Annotated in this window: 28 protein-coding genes; 5 read left to right on the top strand and 23 right to left on the bottom strand. The window is 63.9% G+C overall.

Annotated elements, in window-relative coordinates; translation table 11 throughout:
* Window positions 1-66 precede the first annotated feature (66 nt).
* The gene (locus ACQR1W_RS05615) at window positions 67-1,173 is read left to right on the top strand and encodes a 2'-deoxycytidine 5'-triphosphate deaminase (protein WP_434850433.1); all 1,107 of its coding nucleotides are present in this window, start codon (window positions 67-69) and stop codon (window positions 1,171-1,173) included.
* Window positions 1,174-1,194: 21 nt separating this feature from the next.
* Here ACQR1W_RS05615 and ACQR1W_RS05610 read toward each other — a convergent pair whose 3' ends face one another.
* The 18 genes from ACQR1W_RS05610 to ACQR1W_RS05525 form a co-directional block, all read right to left on the bottom strand.
* Window positions 1,195-1,716 (bottom strand): hypothetical protein, encoded by a 522-nt coding sequence (locus tag ACQR1W_RS05610; RefSeq protein WP_434849879.1) that lies wholly within the window; start codon window positions 1,714-1,716, stop codon window positions 1,195-1,197.
* Entirely contained in the window at window positions 1,713-2,114 is a 402-nt protein-coding gene (locus tag ACQR1W_RS05605) for an SRPBCC family protein (protein WP_434849878.1), read from the bottom strand. Before ACQR1W_RS05605 ends, ACQR1W_RS05610 begins: the two co-directional genes overlap by 4 nt.
* Window positions 2,115-2,129: 15 nt before the next feature.
* Complete coding sequence (locus ACQR1W_RS05600) at window positions 2,130-2,489, bottom strand: VOC family protein (RefSeq protein WP_434849877.1); 360 nt, start codon at window positions 2,487-2,489, stop codon at window positions 2,130-2,132.
* A 54-nt stretch (window positions 2,490-2,543) separates the two neighbouring features.
* On the bottom strand, window positions 2,544-3,383 hold the full coding sequence (locus ACQR1W_RS05595; RefSeq protein WP_434849876.1) for a helix-turn-helix transcriptional regulator: 840 nt from the start codon (window positions 3,381-3,383) through the stop codon (window positions 2,544-2,546).
* A gap of 9 nt (window positions 3,384-3,392) precedes the next feature.
* Window positions 3,393-3,965, bottom strand: a complete 573-nt coding sequence (locus ACQR1W_RS05590) for a methylated-DNA--[protein]-cysteine S-methyltransferase (protein WP_434849875.1) — start codon at window positions 3,963-3,965, stop codon at window positions 3,393-3,395.
* A 303-nt stretch (window positions 3,966-4,268) separates the two neighbouring features.
* Window positions 4,269-4,973, bottom strand: a complete 705-nt coding sequence (gene phoB / locus ACQR1W_RS05585) for a phosphate regulon transcriptional regulator PhoB (protein WP_008972608.1) — start codon at window positions 4,971-4,973, stop codon at window positions 4,269-4,271.
* A 15-nt stretch (window positions 4,974-4,988) separates the two neighbouring features.
* Window positions 4,989-5,705, bottom strand: a complete 717-nt coding sequence (gene phoU / locus ACQR1W_RS05580; protein WP_008972607.1) for a phosphate signaling complex protein PhoU — start codon at window positions 5,703-5,705, stop codon at window positions 4,989-4,991.
* Window positions 5,706-5,888: 183 nt separating this feature from the next.
* Window positions 5,889-6,710, bottom strand: a complete 822-nt coding sequence (pstB, locus tag ACQR1W_RS05575; protein WP_035983084.1) for a phosphate ABC transporter ATP-binding protein PstB — start codon at window positions 6,708-6,710, stop codon at window positions 5,889-5,891.
* Window positions 6,707-7,582 (bottom strand): phosphate ABC transporter permease PstA, encoded by an 876-nt coding sequence (gene pstA, locus ACQR1W_RS05570; RefSeq protein ID WP_008972605.1) that lies wholly within the window; start codon window positions 7,580-7,582, stop codon window positions 6,707-6,709. The genes pstB and pstA overlap by 4 nt, the downstream gene beginning before the upstream one ends.
* A 16-nt stretch (window positions 7,583-7,598) precedes the next feature.
* The gene (pstC, locus tag ACQR1W_RS05565) at window positions 7,599-8,597 is read right to left on the bottom strand and encodes a phosphate ABC transporter permease subunit PstC (protein ID WP_035983082.1); all 999 of its coding nucleotides are present in this window, start codon (window positions 8,595-8,597) and stop codon (window positions 7,599-7,601) included.
* 109 nt (window positions 8,598-8,706) lie between these two features.
* Window positions 8,707-9,717 (bottom strand): phosphate ABC transporter substrate-binding protein PstS, encoded by a 1,011-nt coding sequence (pstS, locus tag ACQR1W_RS05560; protein WP_434849874.1) that lies wholly within the window; start codon window positions 9,715-9,717, stop codon window positions 8,707-8,709.
* A 142-nt stretch (window positions 9,718-9,859) separates the two neighbouring features.
* Entirely contained in the window at window positions 9,860-11,167 is a 1,308-nt protein-coding gene (locus tag ACQR1W_RS05555; RefSeq protein WP_008972602.1) for a sensor histidine kinase, read from the bottom strand.
* A 182-nt stretch (window positions 11,168-11,349) separates the two neighbouring features.
* Window positions 11,350-12,405 (bottom strand): lysylphosphatidylglycerol synthase domain-containing protein, encoded by a 1,056-nt coding sequence (locus ACQR1W_RS05550; protein ID WP_434849873.1) that lies wholly within the window; start codon window positions 12,403-12,405, stop codon window positions 11,350-11,352.
* 456 nt (window positions 12,406-12,861) lie between these two features.
* Window positions 12,862-13,290 (bottom strand): GNAT family N-acetyltransferase, encoded by a 429-nt coding sequence (locus ACQR1W_RS05545; protein ID WP_434849872.1) that lies wholly within the window; start codon window positions 13,288-13,290, stop codon window positions 12,862-12,864.
* Window positions 13,291-13,349: 59 nt separating this feature from the next.
* Window positions 13,350-14,261 (bottom strand): haloalkane dehalogenase, encoded by a 912-nt coding sequence (locus ACQR1W_RS05540; protein ID WP_434849871.1) that lies wholly within the window; start codon window positions 14,259-14,261, stop codon window positions 13,350-13,352.
* A complete protein-coding gene (locus ACQR1W_RS05535) occupies window positions 14,258-14,848 on the bottom strand; it encodes a TetR family transcriptional regulator C-terminal domain-containing protein (protein ID WP_434849870.1) in 591 nt (196 codons plus the stop codon). Before ACQR1W_RS05535 ends, ACQR1W_RS05540 begins: the two co-directional genes overlap by 4 nt.
* 94 nt (window positions 14,849-14,942) lie before the next feature.
* On the bottom strand, window positions 14,943-15,248 hold the full coding sequence (locus ACQR1W_RS05530) for a hypothetical protein (protein WP_434849869.1): 306 nt from the start codon (window positions 15,246-15,248) through the stop codon (window positions 14,943-14,945).
* 5 nt (window positions 15,249-15,253) lie between these two features.
* Complete coding sequence (locus ACQR1W_RS05525; RefSeq protein ID WP_434849868.1) at window positions 15,254-16,648, bottom strand: OmpA family protein; 1,395 nt, start codon at window positions 16,646-16,648, stop codon at window positions 15,254-15,256.
* 397 nt (window positions 16,649-17,045) lie between these two features.
* Between ACQR1W_RS05525 and ACQR1W_RS05520 the strand changes: the two genes are divergently transcribed.
* Window positions 17,046-18,104 carry a polysaccharide deacetylase family protein gene (locus tag ACQR1W_RS05520; protein ID WP_434849867.1) on the top strand — a complete coding sequence of 353 codons (1,059 nt, stop codon included), beginning with the start codon at window positions 17,046-17,048 and terminating at the stop codon, window positions 18,102-18,104.
* A 204-nt stretch (window positions 18,105-18,308) separates the two neighbouring features.
* Here the strand turns inward: ACQR1W_RS05520 and boxB are convergent, their stop codons facing one another.
* The 4 genes from boxB to ACQR1W_RS05500 all read right to left on the bottom strand — a co-directional run bounded on the left by boxB (window position 18,309) and on the right by ACQR1W_RS05500 (window position 24,189).
* Window positions 18,309-19,760: a benzoyl-CoA 2,3-epoxidase subunit BoxB gene (boxB, locus tag ACQR1W_RS05515; RefSeq protein ID WP_434849866.1), complete on the bottom strand. Its 1,452-nt coding sequence runs from the start codon at window positions 19,758-19,760 to the stop codon at window positions 18,309-18,311.
* A gap of 115 nt (window positions 19,761-19,875) precedes the next feature.
* Window positions 19,876-21,564 carry a 2,3-epoxybenzoyl-CoA dihydrolase gene (gene boxC / locus ACQR1W_RS05510; RefSeq protein WP_434849865.1) on the bottom strand — a complete coding sequence of 563 codons (1,689 nt, stop codon included), beginning with the start codon at window positions 21,562-21,564 and terminating at the stop codon, window positions 19,876-19,878.
* A gap of 97 nt (window positions 21,565-21,661) precedes the next feature.
* On the bottom strand, window positions 21,662-22,465 hold the full coding sequence (locus tag ACQR1W_RS05505) for an alpha/beta fold hydrolase (protein ID WP_434849864.1): 804 nt from the start codon (window positions 22,463-22,465) through the stop codon (window positions 21,662-21,664).
* A 134-nt stretch (window positions 22,466-22,599) separates the two neighbouring features.
* On the bottom strand, window positions 22,600-24,189 hold the full coding sequence (locus ACQR1W_RS05500; RefSeq protein ID WP_434849863.1) for a benzoate-CoA ligase family protein: 1,590 nt from the start codon (window positions 24,187-24,189) through the stop codon (window positions 22,600-22,602).
* A 76-nt stretch (window positions 24,190-24,265) separates the two neighbouring features.
* Between ACQR1W_RS05500 and ACQR1W_RS05495 the strand changes: the two genes are divergently transcribed.
* The 3 genes from ACQR1W_RS05495 (at window position 24,266) to ACQR1W_RS05485 (ending at window position 25,953) form a co-directional block, all read left to right on the top strand.
* Window positions 24,266-25,189, top strand: a complete 924-nt coding sequence (locus ACQR1W_RS05495) for a helix-turn-helix transcriptional regulator (protein ID WP_434849862.1) — start codon at window positions 24,266-24,268, stop codon at window positions 25,187-25,189.
* A 138-nt stretch (window positions 25,190-25,327) separates the two neighbouring features.
* Window positions 25,328-25,684, top strand: coding sequence for a PilZ domain-containing protein (locus ACQR1W_RS05490; RefSeq protein ID WP_434849861.1), 357 nt, complete (start codon window positions 25,328-25,330; stop codon window positions 25,682-25,684).
* A 5-nt stretch (window positions 25,685-25,689) separates the two neighbouring features.
* Window positions 25,690-25,953 (top strand): hypothetical protein, encoded by a 264-nt coding sequence (locus tag ACQR1W_RS05485; RefSeq protein ID WP_434849860.1) that lies wholly within the window; start codon window positions 25,690-25,692, stop codon window positions 25,951-25,953.
* Window positions 25,954-25,957: 4 nt separating this feature from the next.
* On the opposite strand, the gene ACQR1W_RS05480 is transcribed toward ACQR1W_RS05485, so the two are convergent.
* The gene (locus ACQR1W_RS05480; RefSeq protein ID WP_434849859.1) at window positions 25,958-26,335 is read right to left on the bottom strand and encodes a hypothetical protein; all 378 of its coding nucleotides are present in this window, start codon (window positions 26,333-26,335) and stop codon (window positions 25,958-25,960) included.
* Window positions 26,336-26,342 lie beyond the last annotated feature (7 nt).

Below are 26,342 nucleotides of genomic sequence, written 5' to 3'. Positions count from 1 at the left end.
TATGGACCTGAGGTCCGGTATCGGACCGCAAGGAACAGTGAAGTGATCAGGTCAAGGGATCAGGTCTTGTCGTTCTCGCTCGCCCCCGACGCCCATGGCATCCTGCCCGATCGCATGATCGCGCAGATGGCGGACGCCGGCCTGATCCTCCCCGCATACGACTTCGTCGAGAGCCAGATCCAGCCGGCCAGCCTCGACCTGCGGCTCGGTGACATCGCCTATCGGGTCCGCGCGAGCTTTCTGCCGGGGCCTGACGCCACGGTCGCCGAGCGGATCGACGAGCTGAAGCTGCACGAGATCGCGCTGGCTGACGGCGCCGTGCTGGAGACCAACTGCGTCTATATCGTGCCGCTGTTGGAAAGCCTGGCGCTGCCGAAGGACATCGTCGCCGCCGCGAATCCGAAGAGCTCGACCGGGCGGCTCGACGTGTTCACGCGCGTGATCGCCGACGGCACAAGGCGGTTCGACATGATCGGCGCCGGCTATCACGGCCCGCTTTATGCCGAGATCAGTCCGAAGACATTTCCGGTTCTGTTGCGCGAGGGCTCGCGGCTGTCCCAGGTCCGCTTCCGCCATGGCGAGGCGGCGCTCTCCTCCATTGAGCTCGACGCGCTGCACCGGGCCGAGCGGCTGGTTGATCGCGACGACGCCGATCTGGTCGGCGGCGTGGCCGTGTCGGTGGACCTGTCCGGCGAGAGCGCGGGTGGCTTTGTCGGCTACCGCGCCAAGCGCCACACCGGCGTCGTCGATATCGATCGCCGCGCCGGCTATCCGATCGAAGAGTTCTGGGAGCCGATCAAGGCGCGGCCGGACCGCAGCCTCATTCTCGATCCCGGCGAGTTCTACATCCTCGCGTCCAAAGAAGCCGTCCAGGTGCCGCCGGACTACGCGGCGGAAATGGTGCCGTTCGATCCTCTGGTCGGCGAATTCCGCGTCCACTATGCCGGCTTCTTCGATCCCGGCTTCGGCTATGCCGGCGCCGGCGGGCTCGGCGCCCGCGCCGTGCTGGAGGTGCGCTCGCGCGAGGTGCCGTTCATCCTCGAGCATGGCCAGATCGTCGGCCGCCTGGTCTATGAGAAGATGCTGGCGCGGCCCGATGCGCTGTACGGTCAGCGCATCGGCTCCAACTATCAGGCGCAGGGCTTGAAGCTGTCGAAGCACTTCCGGCTGTGAGCTGCGCCTGCGGCGGCGCACTCACATCCGACGACGACGCGCCATGAACTCCGTCACCAGCCGCCAATGTGCGCCCTGGTCGGCCGAGCTCTCGCCGCGCCAGAGAAACGACGCCTCCGTGATCTCGCGAAAGCTCCAGCGGATCAGCCGCCCGTTCTCGTCCGTGCCAAGCTGCACGATGTCGGGCCCTTCGGCGCGGCCGATCATCTGCAGGAAGATCTGGCTGACGGGATCGGACCATTGGATGCGCCAGGCATCAAGACTGGTGTCGTAGATGCGCAGCGTCGTGCCGTAAGGGCCCGGCAGCGCCGGATCTCGCTGCCCGCGGGACGGCACGATCCAGACGTCCTGGATCGCGCGCCCCTCGAGCACCCATCCGAAATGCCACTCGCCATTGCGCCGCCGCGCGGGCGCGTTTTCCGGGAAATGCGTGACGTCGAGCTCCCAGGAGCCGATGAAGCGGCCGTAGAGGTCCATCTTGCCGGCACGATCGGCCGAAGGGCCGGTCGCGCCCAGCGCGTCGAGAAACGCGGATGAGGTCATGAGCGTCGGCCTCCCAAAGCCTTCTGCATGGCCGCCGCGCCGAGCTCCATCTGCCCATCGATATAGGGCGCGATCTCGTGCGGCAGCACGTCGGTGATCCAGACCATGCGACACCGCGTCTCGCCGTCAGGAAAGATCTGGACCGACGCGCTGTGCTGCGCGATGCGCTCATGTCCAACGGAATAAACCAGACGCCGTCGCGTCTCGTCGCAATCGACCAGCCTCTCGCGCGCCACGCTCCCGTTGGCGAAGGTCAGGATGCGCACGTCGCCATCAAGCTTCGCGTCAAGCACGAAACCTGGCGCCAGCCGCGTATGCACGGCGGCGAAATCGCGCACTGCGTCCCAGGCGATGGCGGCCGGCGCATCGATCGGAATGTCCTTGTGAATGGATGCCATGATACGCACTCCGATTCAGGCACAGACCGCTTCGACATTGTTGCCGTCGGGATCGATCAGAAACGCAGCGTAGTAGGTCGGGCTGTAGTCGAGGCGTGGCCCGGGCCCGCCGTTGTCGCTGCCGCCAGCCTTGAGGCCTTCAGTGTAGAATTTGCTCACGGCAGTATGATCCGGCGCGCGGAACGCAATATGCGCACCGGCCTGCCGCTCGCCCTTCTTCAGGTACAGCCACAGCGCCGGCGCACCTTTCGGGCCCAAGCCGGCAGAGGTCTCGTCCTTCGAACACAGGACATGGCCAAGCGGCGCCAGCGCGGCCGAATAAAACCGCACACTGGCATCGAGGCTGCTCACTCTCAGGCCGATATGATCGTACATTGGTGATCTCCATTCCTCGCGCGCGACAATCGCGCGGCGCTGGCGATCACCTAATCAATGCCGGCTCAAGCCTTCTTGGAGAATCTTGCGCATGCCGCGCGAGGCCTTGCGGAACCGCAAGGGCGAAACACCCGCTGCGCGCGTGAAAGTGCGGGTAAAGTTGGAGAGATCGGCGAAGCCGACGTCGTAAGCGATGTCGGTGACGGGCGCATCGTCTTCGCTGAGCCGCCGCGCAGCATGGCGCAGCCGAGAACGAACCAGATATTGGTGCGGCGTGACACCAAGCGTGGCCGCAAACAGTCTGAGAAAATGAAATGGGCTGAGGCCGGCCTGATGCGCAGCATCCTCGAGGTCGATCGCGCGATGCGAATTGGCGTCGATCCATAGCGCGGTCTCGACCGCGCGGCGGCGAACACGCCCGGCGGCGACAGCCGGATTAGGCGACTTGCCGGCGATGGCCGCCACGAACCGGCTGGCGAACAGATGGCCGACCTCGTCGAGGCCGAGATCGCTGCTACCGGCAGCCGCGGCCTGAGCCAGCTCGCCAATCACCATCAGTTCCGGCAGCGGCGGTACGGCGCCGGCCTGCCAAACGTCCCTGCTGCCGCCGATCTCCTCGACCAGCTCCGGCGCAAGAAAGAACGACAGGCACTCATCGCCACAGACATGATCATGCGTGCACGTGAACTCGTCGCCGGGATGCCCGATCAGGATAGAGCCGGTGACGAGCTCGAAAAAGCGACCGCGGTGATGGCAGCCGAAACTGCCCTTGCGCACATAGGAGACCGAATGGCTGCCAAACTGCTCGGCATAGGGCAGCTCACCCGACACTGCAGTGCAGCGGAACTCGGAGACGGTTACGGAGCGGCTGGTCAGCAGGATGGTTGTGGCCATCCGCTCGATCTAGTGCGTGGCGCGCGGCCGATCAACCGCCAGCAGCGCGTCGAACAAAGTCATCCCTGTCTGCGCCCCGGCACCTTCGAGCGACAGCAGCCGGCGCTGCGAGATCGCGCCTCGGTTCGGCGAGGCTTTTTCGATCCCGTTTGCGGCCAGTACACGATGGCAAGGTACGATCAGCGGAAGCGGATTTTTCGCCAGCGCCTGGGCCACCGAGTAGAACGCTCCCGTGGCATGCAGGCTGGCTGCAATCTCGCCCGGCTCGCGGGTTTCGCTACGCGGAATGCGGCGGATATAGTCATACACGCGCTGATTGAACGGGGTGATCCCGGTCATGTCGAGGCTGACGTCGGCAAAATCCGCAGGCTGCCCACGCAGTATCATCACGATGGCGTCGATAGCGGACTCGGCATTTGGGGGCGGGGCCAATTCGCGGGTTTCGGGAAATTGCCGGAACAATCGCCGGCGCGTCTCGATCTCCCGCGTCTCCGGTAATTGAACGCCGATGATGCCAACGTCGCTCCAGACAATGCCGCAACGACCGACCAACGTATCGAAGATCGTATACCCACGCCCCATGACGCCACCCCCAACCCGCGGGGATCATATCATCGTCACAATCGGGCGCACCAGGTTTGTGACAAGTTGTAAACACGATGCGCGCAAGAAGCGTTCGACCGACCAGTCGGCAACTCCCGGATCGGTCCGGGGTCTTTTCGAGGGGCGCGATCGCGCAGCCTATCAGTCGTCCGGCACGTAAGCCCGCCGATCGTTCGCGGACTCGCTTGAACAGATGCAACCCGCGGTCGCAAGAAAAAGGCGGAGCCAAAACGGCTCCGCCTGATCTTTCTGATCCTGATGGCTGCGGTGGCGGACTGAGCGCTACGACTCCGCTTTGGCAAATCGATCGTCGAGCGCGTAGCCGGCACCGCGCACGGTGCGGATCGGATCCTGCTCGCGACCCGGATTGAGCAGCTTGCGCAAGCGGCCGATATGAACGTCCACCGTGCGCTCGTCGATATAGATGTCGCGTCCCCAGACGCTATCGAGCAGCTGCTCGCGGCTGAACACACGACCCGGATGCTCGAGGAAGAATTCGAGCAGCCGATATTCGGTCGGGCCCAGATCGATCGGCCGCCCTGAACGCGCGACGCGGCGCTTCTCGCGGTCGAGCTCGATGTCGCCATAGGCGAGCACTGTGGCGAGCCGCTCGGGGCTCGCGCGACGCAGCAGGCCTTTGACGCGCGCCAGAAGCTCGGGCACCGAGAACGGCTTGACGATGTAGTCGTCCGCTCCGGTGGCGAGCCCGCGGACGCGCTCGCTCTCCTCACCGCGCGCCGTCAGCATGATGATCGGCAGCTGCTTGGTCTCCGGCCGCGCGCGCAGGCGGCGGCACAGCTCGATCCCGGACAGCCCCGGCAGCATCCAGTCGAGCACCACGAGATCGGGCACCCGCTCCTTGAGCCGGGTGTCGGCATCGTCGCCACGCGCGACCGTCTCGACCTCGTAGCCCTCGGTTTCCAGATTATAGCGCAGCAACGTGGTCAGCGCTTCCTCGTCTTCCACAACCAGAATGCGCGCACTCATCGGTCAGCTTCTCTCTCAGTTGCCGGGGGCGGTAACGGCGAAGGACGTCATGTCACCCTTCGGTCGCTTGTCGACCATCTGCTGGCCCTCGATCATGTAGAACACGGTTTCCGCAATGTTGGTGGCGTGATCGCCGATCCGCTCGATGTTCTTGGCGCAGAACATCAGGTGGATGCAGAACGAGATGTTGCGGGGATCTTCCATCATGTAGGTCAGCAGCTCGCGGAACAGCGAGGTGCAGATGGCATCGACCTCCTCATCGCTCTTCCAGACCGTCATCGCCGCCGGCAGGTCATGGGCGGCATAAGCATCCAGCACCGACTTGACCTGCGACTGCACGAGGTCGGTCATATGCTCGAGCCCACGGATCAGCTTCAGGGGATGGAAATCACTCTCCAGCGCCGCGACCCGCTTGCCGATATTCTTGGCGAGATCGCCGATCCGCTCAAGATCGGTGGCAACCCGCATCGCACCGACGATCTCGCGCAGGTCCACCGCCATCGGCTGCCGGCGCGCGATCGTCAGCACCGCGCGCTCCTCGATCAGCCGCTGCAGATTGTCAATCTCGCCATCGGCCGCGATCACGCGCTCACCGAGCGCGATGTCCCGCCGCACCAGCGCGTCGACGGAGTCGACGATCAGCCGCTCGGCCAGGCCGCCCATCTCTGCGACCAACCGGGTCAGTTCCTGAAGATCACTATCGAACGCCTTGACGGTATGTTCACTGGCCATGTCTCTCTCCTCGGCAATGCGTCGTGTTCCGTTGCGTCAATTCAGCCCTCATTGCCCTAGCCCACCGCCCAAGACAGTGGGGACGCATACCGTGCCGGACCGCATTGACTGTTTTAAGCGGACTGCCCCCTGCCGATCCGATGCAAGGGGGCTACGCGAACGGACGAACGTTCCGATCCGGCCTCAGCCGAAACGGCCCGTGATGTAGTCCTGGGTTCGCCGATCGCTCGGCGAGGTGAAGATCTTGCTGGTATCGTCGAACTCGATCAACTCGCCGAGATACATGAAGGCGGTCTTGTCGGAGACGCGCGCCGCCTGCTGCATATTATGAGTGACGATCGCGATCGTGTAGTTCTCGCTCAATTCCTGGATCAGCTCCTCGACCTTGGCGGTCGAGATCGGGTCCAGTGCCGAGCACGGCTCGTCGAACAGGATCACCTCGGGCCGAACCGCGACAGTACGGGCGATGCAAAGACGTTGCTGCTGGCCGCCAGACAGGCTGAGGCCCGACGCGTTCAGCTTGTCCTTCACCTCGTTCCAGAGCGCACCGCCGCGCAGCGCCTTCTCGACCCGGTCATCCATCTCCGATTTCGAGATCTTCTCATAGAGGCGGATGCCGAAGGCGATATTCTCGTAGATGGTCATCGGGAACGGCGTCGGCTTCTGGAAAACCATGCCGACACGAGCGCGCAGCAGATTCAAATCCAGCTTGGGGTCGAGAATATCGGTCTTGTCCAGCATCAGCTGGCCTTCAGCACGCTGACCCGGATAGAGGTCGTACATCCGATTGAAGATGCGCAGCAGCGTGGATTTGCCGCAGCCGGACGGGCCGATGAAGGCCGTGACCCGGTTCGTCCCTAGCGACAGGTTGATGTTCTTCAGCGCATGGTGATCGCCGTAGTAGAAGTTCAGGTTCCGGACAGTCACCTTCGCCGGGGCGTCCGGCAGGGATTTGTTCGGAATGGCGCCCGCCGGGCTGGACACGGAAACGGACATGTCGGTCATTTTGCGCTCCTCTCGGCGCCCAGAATGCGCGCGCTGATATTCAGGGCAAGCACGGTCAAGGTGATCAGAAGGGCTCCGCTCCAGGCCAGCTGTTTCCAATAGGCATAGGGGCTCTGGACGAAGTTGTTGATGGTTACGGGCAGATTGGCCATCGTGTGGGTGAGATCGAGGCTCCAGAACTGGTTCGACAGCGCGGTGAACAGAAGCGGCGCGGTCTCGCCGGCGACGCGCGCCGTGGCCAGCAGCACGCCCGTGATCAGGCCCGAACGCGCGGCGCGATAGGCGATGCGCCGGATCACCAGCGACCGCGGCAGGCCAAGCGCGGAAGCCGCCTCGCGCAGCGGATTGGGCACCAGCAGCAGCATGTCCTCGGTGGTCCGCAGCACGACCGGGATCACGATCACGGCGAGCGCCAGACAGCCCGCGATGGCCGAGAAGCCGCGCATTGGAACCACGACCGCGCCGTAGACGAACAGACCGATGATGATCGAGGGCGCCGAGAGCAGGATGTCGTTGATGAACCGGATCACCGAGGTGAGCCGGTCGTGGCGGCCATATTCGGCAAGGTAGGTGCCGGCGAACAGGCCGAGCGGCGCCCCAATGCCGACGCCGATAATGGTCATGATGACCGAGCCGACGATGGCATTGCGGAGACCGCCGTCGCTCGATCCCGGCGGCGGCGTATCGGTGGTGAAGACCTGCAGGGTGAGGCCCGCGAGGCCCTGATACAGGAGATCGATCAGGATCAGCGCGAGCCAGGTGACGCCAAACAGCGCGGCCAGCACGCACAGGCCGCGAACGAAGATATCCTTGCGGCGGCGCCGGCCATAGATCGGGTTGACCGGATTGATGGGCGTATCGACGGATGTCATCACTATTTCCTCAGCCCTACTTTCCGGCCTTGGCTTCGAGACGCAGCAGCATCAGCCGTGCGGCGGCCAGCACGAAGAAGGTGAGAACGAACAGCAACAGACCAAGCAGGATCAGGGCCGATTGGTGCAGCCCGTCGCTCTCCTGGAATTCGGATGCGATCGCCGCGGAGATCGTGGTGCCCGGAGCGAAGATCGACGAGGAGATGCGGAACGAGTTACCGATGATGAAGGTGACGGCCATGGTTTCGCCAAGCGCCCGGCCGAGCGCCAGCATGACGCCGCCGATGACGCCGACGCGGGTGTAAGGAATCACCACGCTACGGACCACCTCCCAGGTGGTGCACCCGACGCCGTAGGCAGCCTCCTTCAACACCGGAGGCACGGTCTTGAACACGTCGACCGAGATCGAAGTGATGAAGGGCAGCACCATGATCGCAAGGATCAGCGAGGCATTGAACAGGCTGAGATAGGACGGCGGTCCCGCGAAGATATCCCGCAGGATCGGAATATTGGCGCACAGGCTGATCATGAACGGCTGGAACGTATAGGCCAGGAACGGCCCCAGCACGAAGAAGCCCCACATGCCGTAGATGATCGAGGGGATGCCGGCGAGCAGCTCGACGGCGATGCCGATCGGGCGGCGCAGCCATTGCGGGCAAAGCTCGGTGAGGAAGATCGCAATGCCGAGGCCAACCGGAATGGCAATCAGCATCGCGATGAAGGAGGACACCAGCGTGCCGTAGATCGGGCCCAGCGCGCCCAGCACGGGCGGGTCGGCCGACGGCGCCCAGCGGCGCGTCCACAGGAATTCGAAGCCATATTCCTTCATCGCCGGCCAGGCACCGACGATCAGCGACAGGATGATGCCGCCGAGGATGAGCAGCACCGAGATCGCCGACAGGCGGGTGATCCAGTAGAAGGTGACGTCGCCAACCTTGAAGGCGCTCAGCGCCCGGGCGCGGTCATAGGGGCCGGCGGCATCGCTGACAGTGCTCGCGTCGCTTTGAACGGCCATCTCTGCCAAGTCAGCCCCCTGTTTTGATAGACTTATCGTTCGGTATTCGGACTTGCGGACTTAAGGTCCCCTCTCCCGAGGCGGGGAGAGGGGTTGCGCTTGAGACGACTTAGCTCTTGATGTCCGCCGACCAGGTCTTCTCGATCATCTTCACGACGCTGTCGGGCATCGGGATGTAGTCGAGCTCCTCGGCCATCTTGCCGCCCTTCTCGAACGACCACTTGAAGAACTTGAGGGCTTCGTCGGAGGCCGCCTTGTCGGCCGGCTGCTTGTGCATCAGGATGAAGGTCGCAGCCGTCATCGGCCAGGACTTGTCGCCCGGCTGGTTTGCCAGGATCACGTAATAGCCCGGAGCATGGGCCCAATCAGCGTTCGCGGCGGCGGCCTGGAAGGCCTCGACGGTGGGCTCGACGGTCTTGCCGGCCTTGTTGACCATCTTGGTGTAGGTCAGCTTGTTCTGCTTGGCATAGGCGTACTCGACATAGCCGATCGAGTTCTTGGTCTGGCTGATGTTGCCGGACACCCCCTCGTTGCCCTTGGCGCCGACGCCGGTCGGCCACTCGACGGCGGTGTTGAAGCCGACCTTGCTCTTCCAGTCGGGGCTGACCTCGGAGAGGTAGTAGGTGAAGTTAAAGGTCGTGCCCGAGCCGTCGGAGCGGCGCACCACTGCGATAGCGTCGGACGGCAGCTTGACGCTCGGATTGAGCTTCTTGATCGCGGCGTCATCCCACTTGGTGATCTTGCCAAGATAGATGTCCGCCACCGTCTGACCGTCGAGCACCATCTCACCGGGCTTCACGCCCTCGAGGTTGACGACCGGCACGATGCCGCCCATCACCATCGGCCACTGTACCAGGCCGTCCTTCTCAAGCTGGTCGGCCTTCAGCGGCGCGTCGCTGGCACCGAAGGTCACGGTCTTGGCCTGGATCTGCTTGATGCCGCCGCCGGAGCCGATCGACTGATAGTTCAGACCGTTGCCCGTCTCCTTCTTGTAGGCGTCGGCCCACTTGGAATAGATCGGGAACGGGAACGTCGCACCCGCTCCGGTGATGTCGGCGGCGAAGGCCGACGTCGATGCGGCGACCAGGCCGGCAGCGACGAGAGCTTTAACGAAATTCATTGCTGGTCTCCCATTTGGGGAGCGAAGCGCCACGTGCGCCCGATCGCGCTCCCGCCGGCCCCTTTAAAAGGCCTCGTTGCCGCTTTTATAAAGGTTTGATGACAGTCGGATGACACCACCAACCTATTGGAAAAGCTTGATTTTATGCTCCGAAGGGCGGCTTCGGCTGGGGAAAACAGGCGGTGAAGGTTGCTCCGTTTTTGGGCACGCTTTCGATCAAAAGACGGCCACGGTGGCGGTTAAGGATATGTTTCACCAGGGACAATCCGAGGCCCGTCCCGCCCTGCGCGCGACTGTCGCCGACATCAACCCGGTAGAAGCGTTCGGTGAGCCGCGGCAGGTGCTCGGGCGCAATACCGGGACCAAAATCACGCACCTTGACCCGGATCTCCGGGATGCCCTCTCCTGATACCGCCGAGGTCAGCGACACAATCACCCGCCCGCCCGATGCACCGTATTTGAGGGCGTTCTCGATCAGGTTCTCGAACAGCCGCAACAGCTCTTCCCGGTCGCCGGCAATGGTCACCGGCGTCTCCGGCAGATCGATCTCGACCTCGACCTGGCGCTCCCGTGCCAGCGGCTCGAGGCCATCAGCCACCTGGTGAATGATCGGGACCAGGTCGACCGTCGCGTCGGGGCGGACATGCGCGGAGAGCTCGACCCGCGACAGCGACAGGAGATCATCGATCAGGCGCGCCATGCGGCCGGCCTGGGTGTGCATGATCCCAAGGAAACGCTCGCGCGCCCGGGGATCATCCTTGGCCGGCCCCTGCAGGGTATCGATGAAGCCGGACAGCGCCGCCAGCGGCGTGCGCAGCTCGTGACTTGCATTGGCAACGAAGTCGGCCCGCATCTCCTCGACCCGGCGCAGCGGCGTGAGGTCGTGGAAGGTCATCAGCATGCACTTGTCGGTGCCGCCGAAGGCGGTCGGGACCGGGACCGGGGTGATGATCAGCTCCATCCAGCGGTCAACCGGCACGTGATCGTGATAGGTGGCTCGGCGGGGCTCGGTAGTGGCGATGGCCTCGCGCAGAGCAGTGATGATTTCCGGCGAGCGCAATGCGAATTGCGCAAGCTCGTTCTTGCGCAACGCCGGAGCAAGCTGGGCGGCGGCGGCATTCAGGTGGATGACGCGGCCGGCGCGATCGAGCAGCACCGCCGGATCGGACATCCCAGCGACCACCGCGCTGACCGCAGGCGTTTCCACCGGATTGGTGCCGCGGACATCCTCCCGCGTGGCTACAGCGCTGTGCAGACGCCAGGGCACCAGCGCCGCTGCGGCGATGCAGACGAAGACCGCGGCGGCCCGAAACGGCAGCAGCTCGTCGCGCATCACGAGCACGCCCAGCGCGAGCGCCGCCGCCAGCAGGATGATCGCGGAATGCCGGAGCCGGTCCGGCCAAGGCGAGAAGATGGGCGAGGAAGACCGTGAAGGAGCATCCAGGGCCATCGAACCTGCCTCTTCGTGTATCCGCCCGCCGCTGTCAGGTCTCTGCGCCACGTCCATTACTTCTCAATGTCGACTTCGGATCGAGACGTGATGTCGGGGATTTGGCTCCGCGACCTCTGGCCGAAATCCCCGAGCGCCGTTCCCCACGGGCATTTGCGGCATCGACAGGTCGTCCCTCGCCTTCAAACGCCGGGATCTCTTCGGTCTGTCACATAAGCAGCTTCAGGCGCACGCCCTGGCTCGAAATGCAGGGCCGCCTGACGCAGCCGTTTGGATCGAGCGCTGATAATAATCTCGCGAAACGTCAGCAAGATTACAGATATGACGAAGGGCGCGAGATAATACAGCATTCGGAACAGCAGCATGCCGGCAAGCAGCTCCTCCCGGTCCATCTGCCAGAGGCCGACCAGCATGGCGGCATCGAACACGCCCAGGCCGCCGGGCGAATGGCTCGCAAATCCCAGGAGCGTCGCGGCGACAAAGATCACGGCGACCACAACGAAGCCGAGGTTGGGTTCGTCCGGGACCAGCACATACATTGCGAGCGCGCAGAAGCCGAGATCGATGATCCCGATCGCGATCTGAAGCAAAGTGAGCGGGCCGCCCGGCAGCATCACCGTCCAGGGACCGCGGCCGACCATGCGCGGCTTGGTCCAGACCCAGGCGACGTAGCCAAACAGCGCGAGCAGGATCGCGATCGCCACCACGCGGTTCAGCCACGGCGGCAGCTGGTCGATCGAAGCGGCGGCTTCCGGATGATAGGTGATGCCGAGGCCGAGCACCGCGGCATTGCCGAGCCAAAACGTCAGGCCGGCAAGGAAGCAGATCTTGGCGACGTCGATCGCATTCAGACCATAAGCCGAATAGATCCGGTAGCGCACCGCGCCGCCGGTGAAGACGCTCGCCCCGACATTGTGGCCGATCGAATAGCTGGTGAAGGCGGCGAGCGCGTTGACCCGGTACGGCACCTGGCTCTGCCCGATCGCACGTACCGCGAAAAGGTCATAGAAGGTCAGGGTGAAATAGCCCGCCGCGACGAATAGCGCCGCAAGCGCGATCTGGTACGGCTCCGTGCTCTTGATCGCTTCGAGCACCTCGCTGATGTCGATGCCCCGCAGCATGTGATAGAGCACGCGGCATGCGATCACGATCACCGCGATGCTGATAATCACTCCAAGCTTATGCAGCACCTGTTTCTGGCGCAGGACAGAGGTCGCTCCGCGTATGGCTTCAAGCATCTACACCTCTAACCGTGACCCGGCGAACCGCTTGAGAAAGTCCGCTCGGGAACGCGACAGCTCGCACAGAGAACAAACGCGAATCCAGGCAGTTCGCGCCATGTCTCATGCAAGGCCCTCGTACCGCGTTTCGGGCCCTTGGGGAACTCGGCAGGTGTGAACAAAACACGGGCACATACAGTATACTTAGCAAGCTTCTGACCGATCCGATGCATCGTTTTGCCGCACGGGCGACGACACCGTATTAGCCCAGGATGAGCCCAGGGAGGGCCGCCTAGCCTGCCGGCTCCAGGTTAAACTTCTGTGAGGATGAGGGGAAGCAGAAGGTTTCCGGAGGGCGCACCACGGAAGCCAGCGGCGCGGACCCCGGCCGGCCTGATCGCTTGGAATTGCATCTCGCATCGCCGCGTTCACGTCCCCTTGCATTGGGCCCTTCTGCGGGGAACGTCCTCGCGCTCAGTCCTGCTCCAACAGACCACGCGCGCTCGCAGACGCCTGATCGGCGAAGACTGCCATCGCCGTGGTCATGCGGCGAAAACCGAAACGTCGGTAGAAGGCCTCCTTCCCCGGCACGGCATAGAGGATAATCTTCCGATGGCCTTTTGACAGCTGCAGCAGCCGCTCAATGATTTGTGTTCCAGTCCCGCGGCCCTGCTGGTCCGGCATGACGGCGACATCGCAGAGATAGGCACAATCGCAGCCATCGGCCAGCACGCGCCCGGCCCCCACCAGGCGGTCCGCCTCCAGCGCAAACACGCGGAACATGCTGTTGCCGAATACCCGCGCGAGATCGTCCGGCGACTTGTCGCCCATTGATGCGGCGCGATAGAGCGCGGCGAGCGCCTCCCAATCGACGGCATCAAGCCGTTCGGTCAATACAGGCACGTCCGCTCTCCCTGGCCGCGCCGGTTCGCGACCGCTTTGGGCGTCAGCGGTGGCGCGAACTAGGCCGCATTGCCGAGCGCGGTGGCCGTCTCGACGCCGGCGATCCAACCGGCAACAGAGCGACCGATCGCCTCGGGATGATCTTCCTGCAGAAAATGCCGGCCCGCGCCAAGTGGGATCACCGCAATGTTATGCAGCGATGCCGCAAATTCCTTCGCCCGGGATGGCGGTACCAATGCGCCGGGGTCGCCCACGAACAGGAGCTTCGGATAGCGCGATGCAGCAAGGGCCGCGTGCGCCGTCCGGAGCGCTTGATCGACGTCGGCCGGCTCGCCGCCGATCGGCAGTTCGCGCGGCAGCACCAGCATCGGACGGCGGCTGTCAGGCGTCGCGAATGGCGCGCGGTAAGCCGCCATCTCGTCCTCGCTCAAGGCGCGCACCACGCCACCCGGCAGCACCCGCTCGACGAAGGCGTTGCCTTCCAGGATCATCGCCTCGCCCTCGCCGGCCGTCCTGAACCTGCGGAAGGTCTGCTCGCGAACGCCGTGCGTGGGATCGAAATCCGACCAGTCCGCCATCGGCCGGATGAACTCCATGAACGCTAGCCCGCGCACGAAGGAGGGGCGCCGCGCGGCGAGATGGAAAGCGAGCGCCGTGCCCCAATCCTGCGCCACCAGATAGGCCGAGCGCAGACCGAGGCCATCGACGAATGCATCGAGATAACGGGCCTGGTCGAAGAAGCGATAGCCGATATCCGGTTTGCCGGACTGTCCAAAGCCGACGAGATCGGGTGCGATGCAGCGCGCCACCGGCGCCACCAGCGGCATGATGTTGCGCCAGATGTAGGACGAAGTCGGGTTGCCGTGCAAAAACAGCGCGACGGGCGCGTCAGTGCGGCCCATCTGCCGATAGGCCATGGTGGTGTCGAGCACGTCCAGACGATGGAGGCCGGATTGAGCAGTCTCGGTCATGATGGCTCCTTGAAGACGGTGTTGAAGGCGATAGTCTTGAAACGCTCGAGCGCCGCTGGGCTGCGCTGCACCTTCATGCGCAGCATCGCGCCCTGCCAGGAGGCGAGCAGGAACTCGGCAAGCTCATCGGGAGCAAAGTCCGCGGCGATCTCGCCCGCTTGCTGAGCCTCGGCGATGCAGGCGGCGAACGGGGTGCGCCAGGCTCTGAAGATCGTGTCGAGCTGGGCGCGCAGGAGCTCGCTGTTCCCGGACGCCTCCAGGCTGAGGTCGCCGATCAGGCAGCCGCGCATCCAATCATCGGCCGCGAGCCGACCCGTGATGATGTCGAGATAGCGCCGCAGCCGCGCCCGCGGCGTCAGTGACGTATCGTCCAGCGCCAGTGCGACCAGCCCTTGCACATGGGAAAAATAGCGCTCCAGCACTTCGCTGGCGAACGCCTCCTTGGAGCGGAAGTGATTGGTGAACGACCCCTGCGGGGCTCCCGCTTCCTGCACGACGTCGCGCACGCTGGAGCCATGATAGCCGGCCCGGAACATGACCCTGAGCCCGGCGTCGAGGATGGCGTCTTTGAGCGATGGCTTCGGCATGACTCAATTAATACGTACGTACGTATTAATGTCAAGCACAAACCGACGGGGCGAGCGGCATGGCGCCGCCGCTGCGCAATGACCGCAGGACAATTCAGCCGGCAGCCCCCAGCCGCATACTGCGGGCGACCACAAGCGCCCGCAGCCAGGAGCCGATCGTGCAACCGAGCAGATAGGGCACGAACATCACGAGCAGGAGCTCGAGCCAGTATCCAGGACGCCCGGGCACCACATGCGTGATGGCGATTGCGACCAGAGCCATTGCGAGCGCTGACAACCCCAGCATCACCGGGCGCGACACGCGGGGCCCGCGATGGACTACCGCCACCCAGCCCATCGCGAGGCCGATCAACAGCGCCCCCAATAACCAGCCCCAATGAAATGCGATCAGAAAGGCCATGGCCGTCACCTCACCAGGAAATCGATGCGCCGGTTCTGGGCCCGCCCCTCGCCGGTGTCATTGGATGCGACCGGCTGCGTGCTGCCATAGCCGACCGCCGTAAACCGGTCGGCCGGCAGCCCCGCCTTGACGAGATAATCGACAACCGCCTGCGCTCGCTTCTGCGAGAGCGCCTGATTGGCGGCCTCCTCGCCCTCGGCATCGGTGTGACCGGCAACTTCGATGTTCGCCGACGGGCATCGAAGCGCAATTTCGACCAGGCGGTCGAGCAAGCCGGCGGAGTCGCGATCGATGTCGGCGCGACCGGTCTCGAAGCGGATCCTGGCCTTGCCGAGCAGATCGGAGAACAACTGCTGACAGACCGTCGCATCGACGGGCGCAGCCGCGGGCTTGACGGAAATCTCCGCCTTGACCTGCCAGCCTTGCGGCACGTCCTTGGCGAGGCCAGATTGGATTTGCCGCGCCGCCTCGTCATACAGCGCATCGCCGGACAATTTGATTTCCCGGTCCGAGACCGCCAGCGTGCCGGTCGACAGCCGCGACAGCGCTCCAAGTGCCGGGACCACCGCATTGACGAAGCCGGACGGCGCACCGAGGCTGGTCTTGAGATTGTCGACGACCTTTTCGTTGAAGAAGCGGCGCGACGCCGCACCGACCACCACGGCGTGGATGTTTTCGTCGGGAACGCTGCCGGACAGGGTCACGGTGACGGCGACCGGATCCTTGTAGGCCTGGAAGATGTAGGGCGGGGCCTTCACCTCGTTGCTGGCGATCTTGAAACCCTCAGGCAGATCCTTCAGTGCCAATGCGAGCGATTCGCGGCCGCCGAGCTCGCGCGCCATGCCCGTCAGCGCGATATCTCCGTCGGAGATCGTGAATTTGCCGTCCTTCAGCTTGCCGATCTGGCCGATCAGCAGCAGCGCGGCATCCTCGAAGCGCAGCGGCGCGCCGCGCGCAAGCGCCATCTGATCTGCGACCTCGACGCCCTTGAGCGCCGAACGCGCCGCCTCCGAAAGCTTGGCCTTGACCGCCGGCAGAGGTGCATTGCCGCCGAGCGTCACCCTGACCACATCGCGTTCGGCTGACCAGACGAACGGCTTCGCTTCCGCCACCAGACGGGTCTCGTCGTCGACCAGCCGCACACCGGGCACGGCAGCGACCAATGCGAGCGCGTCACGGCGCCCCTCTTCGGAGAAGGCGTAGGCGCCGAGGCTGACGTCGCGGCCATCGACCGCGATCTTTGTTCGGTCCAGCACGGCGCTTTTCAGGGCCGCGGCGCTCCGCGCGCTCAGATCATTTTCAAGTGGCGCCGTGCTGACCCAGGCGGCGAAGCCCCAAAGTATGAGCAACGGGATGATTCCAGGCCACCATTTGCCGCTCCACCGGAAAAGTCCACGCATTCGTCATCCCGTCTGGTCAGGAAACGGAGACAAAACAAACCCTTGCAGGCCTGTCAAACCGGAAATGCGCAGCCCTTTTGAGGGGTGCGGCAAATGATCCGGCTAACCGTTTCTTCAACGATTTGTCGCTAACGTTCCCGTTACATCCTCGTCGTCCATCCGAATTCCCTGTCATCTGCCGCAACTGCCTCGGGGAATCTGGAGTCAATGACGGCGCCAGTGGAGCTCTGGGTTTGACGTTCGCATCCGCTACCACGGCAGGCAGGCCGCGAACGTCAAATCCGCTCCGCTGGAACGATATCATTTGCGAGTGTCCGTGGGGCTTCCGAAGTTCGCGCAGAGGTGGTGAGGCGAGCTGTGATCCCAACATTCGCACCAGTTGAGCGCGCGCTTTCCGATGAAGCGATTTCGTAAGACCTTTATCCGCGCCGGCCTCGAAGCGCTGTACCTCAGCGGCGCCCATATCTGGCTGCGGCCGATCTTCGCCGGCGTCGGTGCCATCTTCACGCTGCATCACGTGCGACCGCCTCGCAACGTTGATTTTCAGCCGAACTGTCACCTGGAAGTCACGCCGGAGTTCTTGCGCGAGATGCTCGCCCATCTGCGGGCTCATGAGATCGACATCATCACGATCGACGAGCTGCATCATCGGCTGGTCGAACGGGATTTCGCCAGACGCTTTGCCTGCTTCACCTTCGACGACGGCTATCGCGACAACCGCGATTTCGCACTGCCCGTGATGCGCGAGTTCGAGGCGCCGTTCACGATCTTCGTCACCAGCGAATTTGCCGAAGGCTTGGGCCGACTATGGTGGCTCGCGCTCGAGATGGTCGTAGCACAGGCCGACGTGATCGAGGCGACCATCGGAGGCTCGCCGACCCGTCTGGATGCAAGAGACGCAACGGCCAAGTGCACGGCTTTCCAGCAGTTGCACGATTGGCTGCGCGGCCTGCCCAGCGAGCATGACCTCGGACGCGAGGTCAGCGCGTTGTGCGCACGACATGGAATCGACGAAGCCGCCATCTGCCGTGAGCTCTGCCTGTCGTGGGACGAGCTCAAGGCCTTTGCGGACGAGCCGCTGGTCACGATCGGCGCGCATTCAGCAAGTCACTGCAATCTCGCCAAACTCAGCGAAGAGACGGCGTTGCAGGAAATGGCCGGAAGCCGAGCGCGCATCGAGGCCGCGCTGCAGCGGCCGGTGCTTCACATGGCCTATCCCTATGGCGATCGCGCGGCAGCCGGCCCACGCGAGTTCGCGCTGGCTGCAGGCGCCGGCTTCAAAACCGCGGTCACCACCCGTCCCGGCATGATCTTCCCGGCGAATGCGGGTCGCCTCACCGCATTGCCGCGAGTCTCGCTCAACGGTCATTACCAGGATGCGCGCGTTCTACCGGTTCTGACATCCGGCGCGGCGACCGCGATGTGGAACGGTTTCCGGCGGGTGGATGCGGCTTAGGAAGCCAAGCTTAGCGAGACGTCAGGCCCAGCCTTCGCAACATCATCAGTCGTCATTCCCCGCGCAGGCGGGGAATCCAGTACGCCGTGCTGCTTCCATTTGGCACGTCGTCTCGACAACTACCGCCTGCGTTTACTGAATCACCCGCTTCGCGGGTGACGACAGCATTTGTTGCGGTGACCTCAATACAGACGGCTTAAAGCCTTACGACTCGATCTTCACATATTCGAAGTCGCCGGGCTTGTTGTCGATCCCGACCCTGGGCGGCGCGATCCAGGGCGCGAAGCCGCCGATCTCGGTCACCGGCTGCATCAGCGAGGCGATGTAGGCGCCGTCGTCGCTCGAGGGCAACCACTCGCTCTTGCGCTTCGCCCACGTCCCCTCGTCGATGAGGATGCCGTCCGGCGTCGCACGGACGTCCTTGAACTCGCCGATGGCGCGGTGGAAGGCGACATGCGGCAGCTTGAGCTGGAAATCGTAGCCGGCCGTGGTGATGATCTTGTTCCAGCGCAACATCCCCTTGATGCAGTCCTGCGAGTAGTCGTCGCGCAGCCGCATGTTGAGCGCGGTCAGCGCCGGCTCGTCGACCCGCTTGATCTCGCCGTCAACCAGCTTCAGCACCGGATAGGTCGAGTTCTTCAGCTGATGGTCGTCCTGGATCTGGGTCTCGTGATAGCGCCCCTTGATGCCGGCGTTGAAGGCGTTGGCTGCGTTGGTTGAGACCTCCGAGCCGAACAGGTCGAGCGACAGCGTGTAGTGCAGGTTCAGCTTCTTCTGAATGGTCGGAAGATCAATGACGCCGAGCGCGCGCACCTTGGCGACATCGGTCGGGTCGTCGATCCCGGCCGCGCGCATCGCATCACATGTGCGCTGGATCACGCGCCCGACGCCGGTTTCGCCGACGAACATATGGTGCGCCTCCTCCGTCAGCATGAAACGGCAGGTGCGCGACAGCGGATCGAAGCCGGACTGCGCGAGCGAATGCAGCTGCATCTTGCCGTCGCGGTCGGTGAAGTAGGTGAACATGAAGAAGGACAGCCAATCCGGCGTCTTCTCATTGAAGGCGCCCAGCATGCGTGGGCTGTCGGCGTCGCCGGAGCGGCGGCGCAACAGCTCGTCGGCCTCCTCGCGGCCGTCGCGGCCGAAATATTTCTGCAACAGATAGACCATCGCCCAGAGGTGACGGCCCTCCTCGACATTGACCTGGAACAGGTTGCGCATGTCGTAGAGGGACGGCGCGGTCTTGCCGAGATGGCGCTGCTGCTCGACCGAGGCCGGCTCGGTGTCGCCCTGGATCACGATCAGGCGGCGCATCAGCGCGCGGTATTCGCCGGGCACCTCCTGCCAGGCCGGCTCGCCATAATGCTCGCCGAACGGAATGACGCGGTTTTCCTCCTGCGGGGCAAGGAGAATGCCCCAGCGATAGTCCGGCATTTTCACGTAGTCGAACTTGGCCCAGCCGCGCGGATCGACCGAATAGGCCGTGCGCAGATACACCAGCGACTGCTGGAATCCGTCCGGGCCCATGTCGTTCCACCAGTCGACATAGCCGGGATGCCAGCCCTCCAGCGCCTTGAGGACCTGCCGATCCTCAGCGAGATTCACATTGTTCGGAATCTTGGTGCTGTAGTCGACGTTCATGATGTTCATATTCATGGCGACCTCCCGTGTGGGACCTGATTGTTGGAGGTGAATAGCGAGTAGCGAGTGGCGAATGGGGCATTGGCCCGGTTCGCAACCTCCCTATTCGCTATTCGCTACTCCCCATTCGCTAAACTCGTGTCATATCGTAGCGGGGCTTTTGTCCCGTGCCGTAGCGCCTGAGCGCGCCTTCCTCGCCGACCGCATTGGGCCGCTGGAAGATCCAGTTCTGCCAAGCGGTGAGGCGAGCGAATATCTTCGATTCCATCGTCTCGGGACCGGCAAAGCGCAGGTTGGCTTCAAGACCGGTGAGACTGTCCGGCGAGAAGCTTGCGCGCTCCTCCAAGAACACGCGCACCTCATCGTCCCAATCGATGTCGTCGAGCGCGAAGGTGACGAGACCGAGCTCCTCGGCATCTTCTGCCTCCAGCGGCTGGCCGAGATGATCGCGCACGCGCTGCAGATCCGAAGGCTCGGCGAGGAAGCGCGACTCCAGCCGCGTCAGGCCATGACTCATCGGATAGGGCCCGAAATTCATCGCCGACAATTCGATCGCAGGCGGCGGTCGGTTGTCGCCCTGGATGGTGCCGATCAGCATGTAGGAGCGGTCGGCCGCGAACACGAGCTCGGCGAGCGTTCCGGCAAAGCACGAGCCGGGCTCGACCAGCGTCACCAATGTCCGCGACGTGACGTCGATCCGCTTCAACACGCGTTTCCAGTAGTGCCTGATCTCATTGACCAGCCAATGTGCCTTGTTGGTTTCCAGGAACGCGTCGTAGGCCAGCACCTGTGCGCGCTCGCCATGCGACTTGAACACGAGCATCGCGATCTCGAGCTCGTTAATGCGCAGATGCAAGATCGCGTCGTCGAGCTCGCGCGCGACCTGCAGCGGCCAGAACGAGACGCCTTGTGCGAGCATGCCATCGATGTCGGCCGGAGGCGCCGCCTCAGGGGCACTGATCGTGATCGTGGCGACGCGCGCGGTGCGGTCGATATCGACATTGACGAAACCGTAGCGCACGCTGTTGGCGTCGATGACGCGCTTGAGCGGCGTGAGCTGAACACCCTTGCCGCTACCGTTGCGCTTCGAGGCGGCGGCGAACTCCTTGGCGCGCTCGGCGACCTTGGCATCGACTTTCGAATTCGGCGCGATCTCATCGACCAGCCGCCATGCGACGGCACGCTTGCCCTTGATGCCTTCCTCAATGGTGCAGAACACGTCGGCGTGGTCACGGCGCACCTTGCGCTTGTCGACGACGCGCGTCAGGCCGCCGGTGCCCGGCAGCACCGCGAGCAGCGGCACTTCCGGCAGCGCGACCGAGGAGGAGCCGTCGTCGGCAAGGATGATATGGTCGGTTGCGAGCGCGAGCTCATAACCGCCGCCGGCCGCCGTACCATTCACGACCGTGATGAAGCGCTGGCCACTATTCTCGCTGGAATCTTCGAAGCCGTTGCGGGTTTCGTTGGTGAACTTGCAGAAGTTCACCTTGTGCGCATGGGTGGCGCCCGCCAGCATGCGGATGTTGGCGCCGGCGCAGAACACCCGCGGCTTGCCCGAGCGCAGCACGACCACCTTGACGTCTGGCTGTTCGAAGCGGAGCCGCTGCACGGCGTCCGCGAGCTCGATGTCGACGCCGAGATCATAGGAATTGAGCTTGAGCTGGTAGCCCTCGAACAGACCACCATTCTCATCGACGTCCATGGTCAAGGTCGCGACCTCGCCGTCGACAGAGAGCTTCCAGTGCCGATAACGCGAGGGATCGGTCTGGAAATCGATGAAGGTCTTGCCTCCCGCAAGCACGCGGTCTTCCCCGGCCATGAAACACCTTTGAGCGGTGAATGATTATCATTTACATGCACAATAATGCATGTTTTAGAAAACGTCTATCCTGAAAAACAAAAATATGCACTTTGTTTCATGATTGTGATGCCCCGGCGGGCAATGTTGCAGCCGCGAAATCGGTAATGGTCTTGAGCGCGGCGTCCGGCGCTTCGCGATGCGGCGAGTGGCCAACGCCTGGCAGCATGGTCACCTCGACCGGGCAGTAGCACTCGTCACGGACGAACTCGACCTGGCGGATGGTGCCGTACTGGTCATCGGCGCCCTGGATCACGGCGACGGGGACGCGGATGTAGGCCAAATAGTCAGTGATGTCCCAGGCGCGGAAGGCCGGATCGAGCCAGGCGCCGTTCCAGCCATAAAAGGCGTTGTCGACGTCCTTGTGCCAGCGCCCAAGCTTCGCGCGCAGTTCGGTGGTCTCGTAGGTCGTCTTGATCGCGGCGATCGAAGCCACCGAAACGTCCTCGACGATCACATGCGGCGCGATCAGCACGATGCCCTCGAGGCGATGGTCCTGTCGGCCTCCGGCATAGATCGCGGCAATCGAGGCGCCATCGGAATGGCCAACCAGGAGGCCGCGATGAAAGCCGATCGCCTCCAGCAGTTTCGGCAGCACGTCGAGCGCTTCACGCTGCATGTAGTCCAGCGGACGCGGCCGCGCGGCCGGGCTCGAATTGCCGTAGCCCGCGCGGGAATAGACGAACACCGAGGCGCCAGTGGCGGCTTGCAGCTTGTCGGGGAACTCGCCCCACAGGCCGACCGAGCCGAGGCCTTCATGCAGCATCACGATGCACGGCGCCGACGACGGCTGCGGGCCGATCAGGCGATATTCGAGCTGTGCGCCAGCGACCGTAAGGAAGCCGGACATTGAAAGGGTCATGATCGATCTTGCTCCGTCATTCCGGACGGCGCACCGCGCCGATCCGGAATCTCGATATTGTCTGGCGCTTAAGTCCACCTACTGCGAGATTCCGGGTTCGGTCGCCGCTGGCGACCGCCCCGGAATGACAGCCACTAATACCCCGTCCCCTCGCGCAGCTTGAAGCGCTGGATCTTGCCGGTCGCGGTCTTCGGCAGTGCGTCCACCACCTCGATCCAGCGCGGATATTTCCACGGCCCGATCTTCTGCTTCACGTGCTCTTTCAGCGCCTCGTGCAGCGTGGTCCGATCCGCGTCCGCACGCAGCACGACGAAGGCCTTCGGCTTCAGCAGGCCTTCCGGATCAGCTTCCGGCACCACGGCGGCCTCCAGCACGGACGGATGCGTGATCAGCGCGCTCTCGACTTCGAACGGCGAGACCCAGATGCCGGAGACCTTGAACATGTCGTCGGAGCGGCCGCAGTAGGTGTAGCGGCCCTCGGCGTCGCGGACATATTTGTCGCCGGTGCGGGTCCAATAGCCCTCGAAGGTCGAGCGGCTCTTGTGGCGCTGATTCCAATAGCCTTCACCCGCGGACGGCGCATGCACCAGCAGTTCGCCGACCTCGCCGTCCGGCACGTCCTGCCCGGCTTCATTGACGAGCCGCACCTGATAGCCCGGCACCGGCCGGCCCGAGGTGCCGTATTTGATGTCATCAGGCGCGTTCGACAGGAAGATGTGCAACAGCTCGGTCGAGCCGACGCCGTCGAGAATGTCGACACCGAAACGCGCCTTCCAGGCGTTGCCGACCGACTCCGGCAGCGCCTCGCCGGCGGAGGTGCAGATGCGCAGCCGCGTCCCGGCGCGCTCGGCCTTCAAGGATTCATCATTCAGCATTGCCGCAAACAAAGTCGGCACGCCGTAGAAGATCGTCGGGCTGTAGCGGTTCAACAGCTTGAACATCAAAGCCGGCGTCGGCCGTTCCGAATTGAGGATCGTGGTGGCACCGACCGAGAGCGGGAAGGTCAGCGCGTTGCCGAGCCCATAGGCGAAGAACAATTTCGCCGCGGAGAGACAGACATCGTCCTCGCGAATGCCGAGCACCTGCTTGGCGTAGGTCTCAGCGGTCGCGGCGAGATTGCCGTGCAAATGGCGCACGCCTTTCGGCATGCCGGTCGAGCCGGACGAATAGAGCCAGAATGCCGGCTCGTCCTCATGCGTGGCGACGGTATCGAAGCTGTCGTTTTCGCGCGCGAGCTCTTCCGACAACAGCTTGTGGCCGAAGGCATTGGCGCCCGAGACGACAACGCAGTCGAGATCAGGCATCCGCCCGACGATGTCCTTCACCGCCGGAAAAAGTGTTTCCGAGACGAACAGCACGCGCGCACGACAATCGGCGAGCACATAGGCGTATTGTTCGGTCGTGAGCAGCGTATTGAGCGGCACCGGCACGACGCCCGCTCTCATCGCGCCCAGGAACACTGCGGGAAAATCGACCGTGTCGAGCATGATCATGGCCACGCGCTCTTCACGGCGGACACCGAGACGGCGCAGGAGATTGGCGACGCGACAGGTCTGCTGTTGCAGACCGCGATAGGTCAGCTCGGAGACCGTGTCGGTGTAAGCGAGCTTGTCGCCACGCCCCGCCTCGACATTGCGGTCGAGCAACCACGATACTGCGTTGTAGGACCCTGAAATCTTGGACTCCAAGGCGTTCCCTCCCCGATTTTTTGAATTATAATGCATAGAAGGCCATTAACGCCGCTTGCTGTCAATGCTTCGCAGCATTATGTTTCCGCTTCGTGATCGCGCCCCGAGGGACATGACGCAAGACATCAGTGCCGAGCAGGACCAGGCGGCTCAATCCGACGCCGAGACTGCATTTCTCGAACAGCTGGGCCAGCGCGTGCGCACCATGCGCGCACTGCGCGGCATGTCGCGCAAGGTGCTCGCCAAGGTGTCAGGCATTTCCGAGCGCTACATCGCGCAGCTCGAGAGCGGCAAGGGCAATGTCTCGATCGTGCTGTTGCGGCGCGTCGCGCAAGCGATGGCCGCGCCGCTGGAAGATCTCATCCCAGGCGGCGAGCCGTCGCCGGAGTGGCCTGTGATCCGCGACCTCCTGAAGAAAGCGAGCCCGAGCCAGATCGCGCAAGCGAAGGAGCTGCTGGCCGGTGGCGCCTCGGCGCCGCTGCGCCGCGCCTTCTCCGGCATTGCGCTGGTCGGCTTGCGCGGCGCCGGCAAGTCCACGCTCGGCAAGCGGCTCGCCGACATGATCGGCTGGAGCTTCGTCGAGCTCAACAAGGAGATCGAGCGGCAGAACGGACTCTCGGTGGCCGAGATCATCAACCTCTATGGCCAGGAGGGCTTTCGCCGCATGGAGCAGGCCGCGCTGGTGCAGCTCCTTGCGCGCAAGGAGCTGATGGTGCTGGCGACCGGCGGCGGCATTGTCTCCGAACCTGTCACCTTCGATCTGATCCTGAAATCCTTCTACACGATCTGGCTCAAAGCCGAGCCGGAAGAGCATATGGCGCGCGTGCGCAAACAAGGCGACCTGCGCCCGATGGCCGACGATCGCTCCGCGATGGCGGAGCTGCGCAACATCCTTGTAAGCCGCGAACCGCTCTACGCGCGCGCCAACGCGGTGGTCGACACCGCCGGTCTTTCGGTCGATGCCGCTGCGACGCGGCTCGCCCAGGCGGTCAAGCCGATGCTGACCGACGACGCGAAGATGTTCGCACGGGGATAGCCTCCGGTTGTGAGCCGCCTTTGACCTGCTGTCGGACAGCGCGCGGCGTTAACCACCACCGTCATTTTGATACCGCCGCGGCTTGGCGACACACGCCCCGATTGCTTAATAGATCGTTAAGTGATCGGAGGACGTATCATGGAAGACCGTCGTCGCGAGGCTCGCCACCGCGTCTATTACGGTGGGGTTCTGACATTCAATGCGCGCTGCTCGACGCTTGCCTGCGTCGTACGCAATTTCAACAATCGGGGCGCCAGGGTCGAGTTCGACGGGACCGCACTGCTTCCCGATCGCATCGATGTCACGATCGAATGGCGCGGATTGTCGCGGACCGCACGCATGGTGTGGCGCGATCACGCGGCCGCGGGCCTCGCCTTCGTCGATGAGCAGGACAGCGACGTGATCCCGCTGGAATGGGCGCGGGTCCTGCGCGAACGCGAGCGCGCCAATCGCAAGCTGAAGTCGCGCATCGAGCAGCTGCTCTCGGAACGTTGAGCGGAATGTCAGACCGTACACAAGATCCCGCGGACGAACCGCTGCTCGCGTCGCCCGATACAACGGCAGCCGAACCGACGCGTGTCGCAACGCGCCGTTCGTGGTGGCGCTGGCTGCGAGGCGCGGCGCTCCTTTTCGCGGTTCAATACATCATCGTGCTGCTGGTGGGTGTCGCAGCGGCCTGCACCGTGCGCGCGCTCGTGCTGCCCGAGGTCCTCGGACGCTTCGAGGCGCTCGCGGCGGCGCTCAAGCGCACGCCGCTGCATTGACGTTTCACGCCTGCCGCTCGATCTCCCTCAGTTCCGCATAGCTCAGCGGGGTCAGGCCGGTGCCGTCGAAATAGACGAACCGCAACCGTCGCCGCCGCGAGATGAAATTCGACGGCAACGGATCGTAGCGGAAGGTACCGCCACCGAGATGCGGCGTCAGGCTGCCGACATCGGTCAGCGCATCGATCTCCACGCGCAGGAGCTTCATGCCGGCCCCGTCCATGACGATCTCAAACGGGATGCGCGCGAGCCTCAGGAAGCTGGTTGGATCGGGTGCGGCAATGAAGCCGTCGACGAACGCCGCCTCGACCTTGTCCAGATCCGGCTCGGGCGCGGCCGCGGCCGGCGCGCCATCCGGCTGATGCGGCGTCTGCCATTGCACGGGGGAG

Origin of the sequence: Bradyrhizobium sp. HKCCYLS1011 (assembly GCF_051167795.1) — a bacterium.
GTDB lineage: Bacteria > Pseudomonadota > Alphaproteobacteria > Rhizobiales > Xanthobacteraceae > Bradyrhizobium.
This window is presented reverse-complemented; position numbering and strand designations above follow the sequence as displayed.

What these genes read in the sequence shown, in the direction of transcription:
- ACQR1W_RS05610 (WP_434849879.1), bottom strand. Translation starts at nt 1,716, where the DNA reads ATGACCTCATCCGCGTTTCTCGACGCGCTGGGCGCGACCGGCCCTTCG.
- ACQR1W_RS05605 (WP_434849878.1), bottom strand. Translation starts at nt 2,114, where the DNA reads ATGGCATCCATTCACAAGGACATTCCGATCGATGCGCCGGCCGCCATC.
- ACQR1W_RS05600 (WP_434849877.1), bottom strand. Translation starts at nt 2,489, where the DNA reads ATGTACGATCATATCGGCCTGAGAGTGAGCAGCCTCGATGCCAGTGTG.
- ACQR1W_RS05595 (WP_434849876.1), bottom strand. Translation starts at nt 3,383, where the DNA reads ATGGCCACAACCATCCTGCTGACCAGCCGCTCCGTAACCGTCTCCGAG.
- ACQR1W_RS05590 (WP_434849875.1), bottom strand. Translation starts at nt 3,965, where the DNA reads ATGGGGCGTGGGTATACGATCTTCGATACGTTGGTCGGTCGTTGCGGC.
- phoB (WP_008972608.1), bottom strand. Translation starts at nt 4,973, where the DNA reads ATGAGTGCGCGCATTCTGGTTGTGGAAGACGAGGAAGCGCTGACCACG.
- phoU (WP_008972607.1), bottom strand. Translation starts at nt 5,705, where the DNA reads ATGGCCAGTGAACATACCGTCAAGGCGTTCGATAGTGATCTTCAGGAA.
- pstB (WP_035983084.1), bottom strand. Translation starts at nt 6,710, where the DNA reads ATGACCGACATGTCCGTTTCCGTGTCCAGCCCGGCGGGCGCCATTCCG.
- pstA (WP_008972605.1), bottom strand. Translation starts at nt 7,582, where the DNA reads ATGACATCCGTCGATACGCCCATCAATCCGGTCAACCCGATCTATGGC.
- pstC (WP_035983082.1), bottom strand. Translation starts at nt 8,597, where the DNA reads ATGGCCGTTCAAAGCGACGCGAGCACTGTCAGCGATGCCGCCGGCCCC.
- pstS (WP_434849874.1), bottom strand. Translation starts at nt 9,717, where the DNA reads ATGAATTTCGTTAAAGCTCTCGTCGCTGCCGGCCTGGTCGCCGCATCG.
- ACQR1W_RS05555 (WP_008972602.1), bottom strand. Translation starts at nt 11,167, where the DNA reads ATGGCCCTGGATGCTCCTTCACGGTCTTCCTCGCCCATCTTCTCGCCT.
- ACQR1W_RS05550 (WP_434849873.1), bottom strand. Translation starts at nt 12,405, where the DNA reads ATGCTTGAAGCCATACGCGGAGCGACCTCTGTCCTGCGCCAGAAACAG.
- ACQR1W_RS05540 (WP_434849871.1), bottom strand. Translation starts at nt 14,261, where the DNA reads ATGACCGAGACTGCTCAATCCGGCCTCCATCGTCTGGACGTGCTCGAC.
- ACQR1W_RS05535 (WP_434849870.1), bottom strand. Translation starts at nt 14,848, where the DNA reads ATGCCGAAGCCATCGCTCAAAGACGCCATCCTCGACGCCGGGCTCAGG.
- ACQR1W_RS05530 (WP_434849869.1), bottom strand. Translation starts at nt 15,248, where the DNA reads ATGGCCTTTCTGATCGCATTTCATTGGGGCTGGTTATTGGGGGCGCTG.
- ACQR1W_RS05525 (WP_434849868.1), bottom strand. Translation starts at nt 16,648, where the DNA reads ATGCGTGGACTTTTCCGGTGGAGCGGCAAATGGTGGCCTGGAATCATC.
- ACQR1W_RS05520 (WP_434849867.1), top strand. Translation starts at nt 17,046, where the DNA reads ATGAAGCGATTTCGTAAGACCTTTATCCGCGCCGGCCTCGAAGCGCTG.
- boxB (WP_434849866.1), bottom strand. Translation starts at nt 19,760, where the DNA reads ATGAATATGAACATCATGAACGTCGACTACAGCACCAAGATTCCGAAC.
- boxC (WP_434849865.1), bottom strand. Translation starts at nt 21,564, where the DNA reads ATGGCCGGGGAAGACCGCGTGCTTGCGGGAGGCAAGACCTTCATCGAT.
- ACQR1W_RS05505 (WP_434849864.1), bottom strand. Translation starts at nt 22,465, where the DNA reads ATGACCCTTTCAATGTCCGGCTTCCTTACGGTCGCTGGCGCACAGCTC.
- ACQR1W_RS05500 (WP_434849863.1), bottom strand. Translation starts at nt 24,189, where the DNA reads ATGCATTATAATTCAAAAAATCGGGGAGGGAACGCCTTGGAGTCCAAG.
- ACQR1W_RS05495 (WP_434849862.1), top strand. Translation starts at nt 24,266, where the DNA reads ATGACGCAAGACATCAGTGCCGAGCAGGACCAGGCGGCTCAATCCGAC.
- ACQR1W_RS05490 (WP_434849861.1), top strand. Translation starts at nt 25,328, where the DNA reads ATGGAAGACCGTCGTCGCGAGGCTCGCCACCGCGTCTATTACGGTGGG.
- ACQR1W_RS05485 (WP_434849860.1), top strand. Translation starts at nt 25,690, where the DNA reads ATGTCAGACCGTACACAAGATCCCGCGGACGAACCGCTGCTCGCGTCG.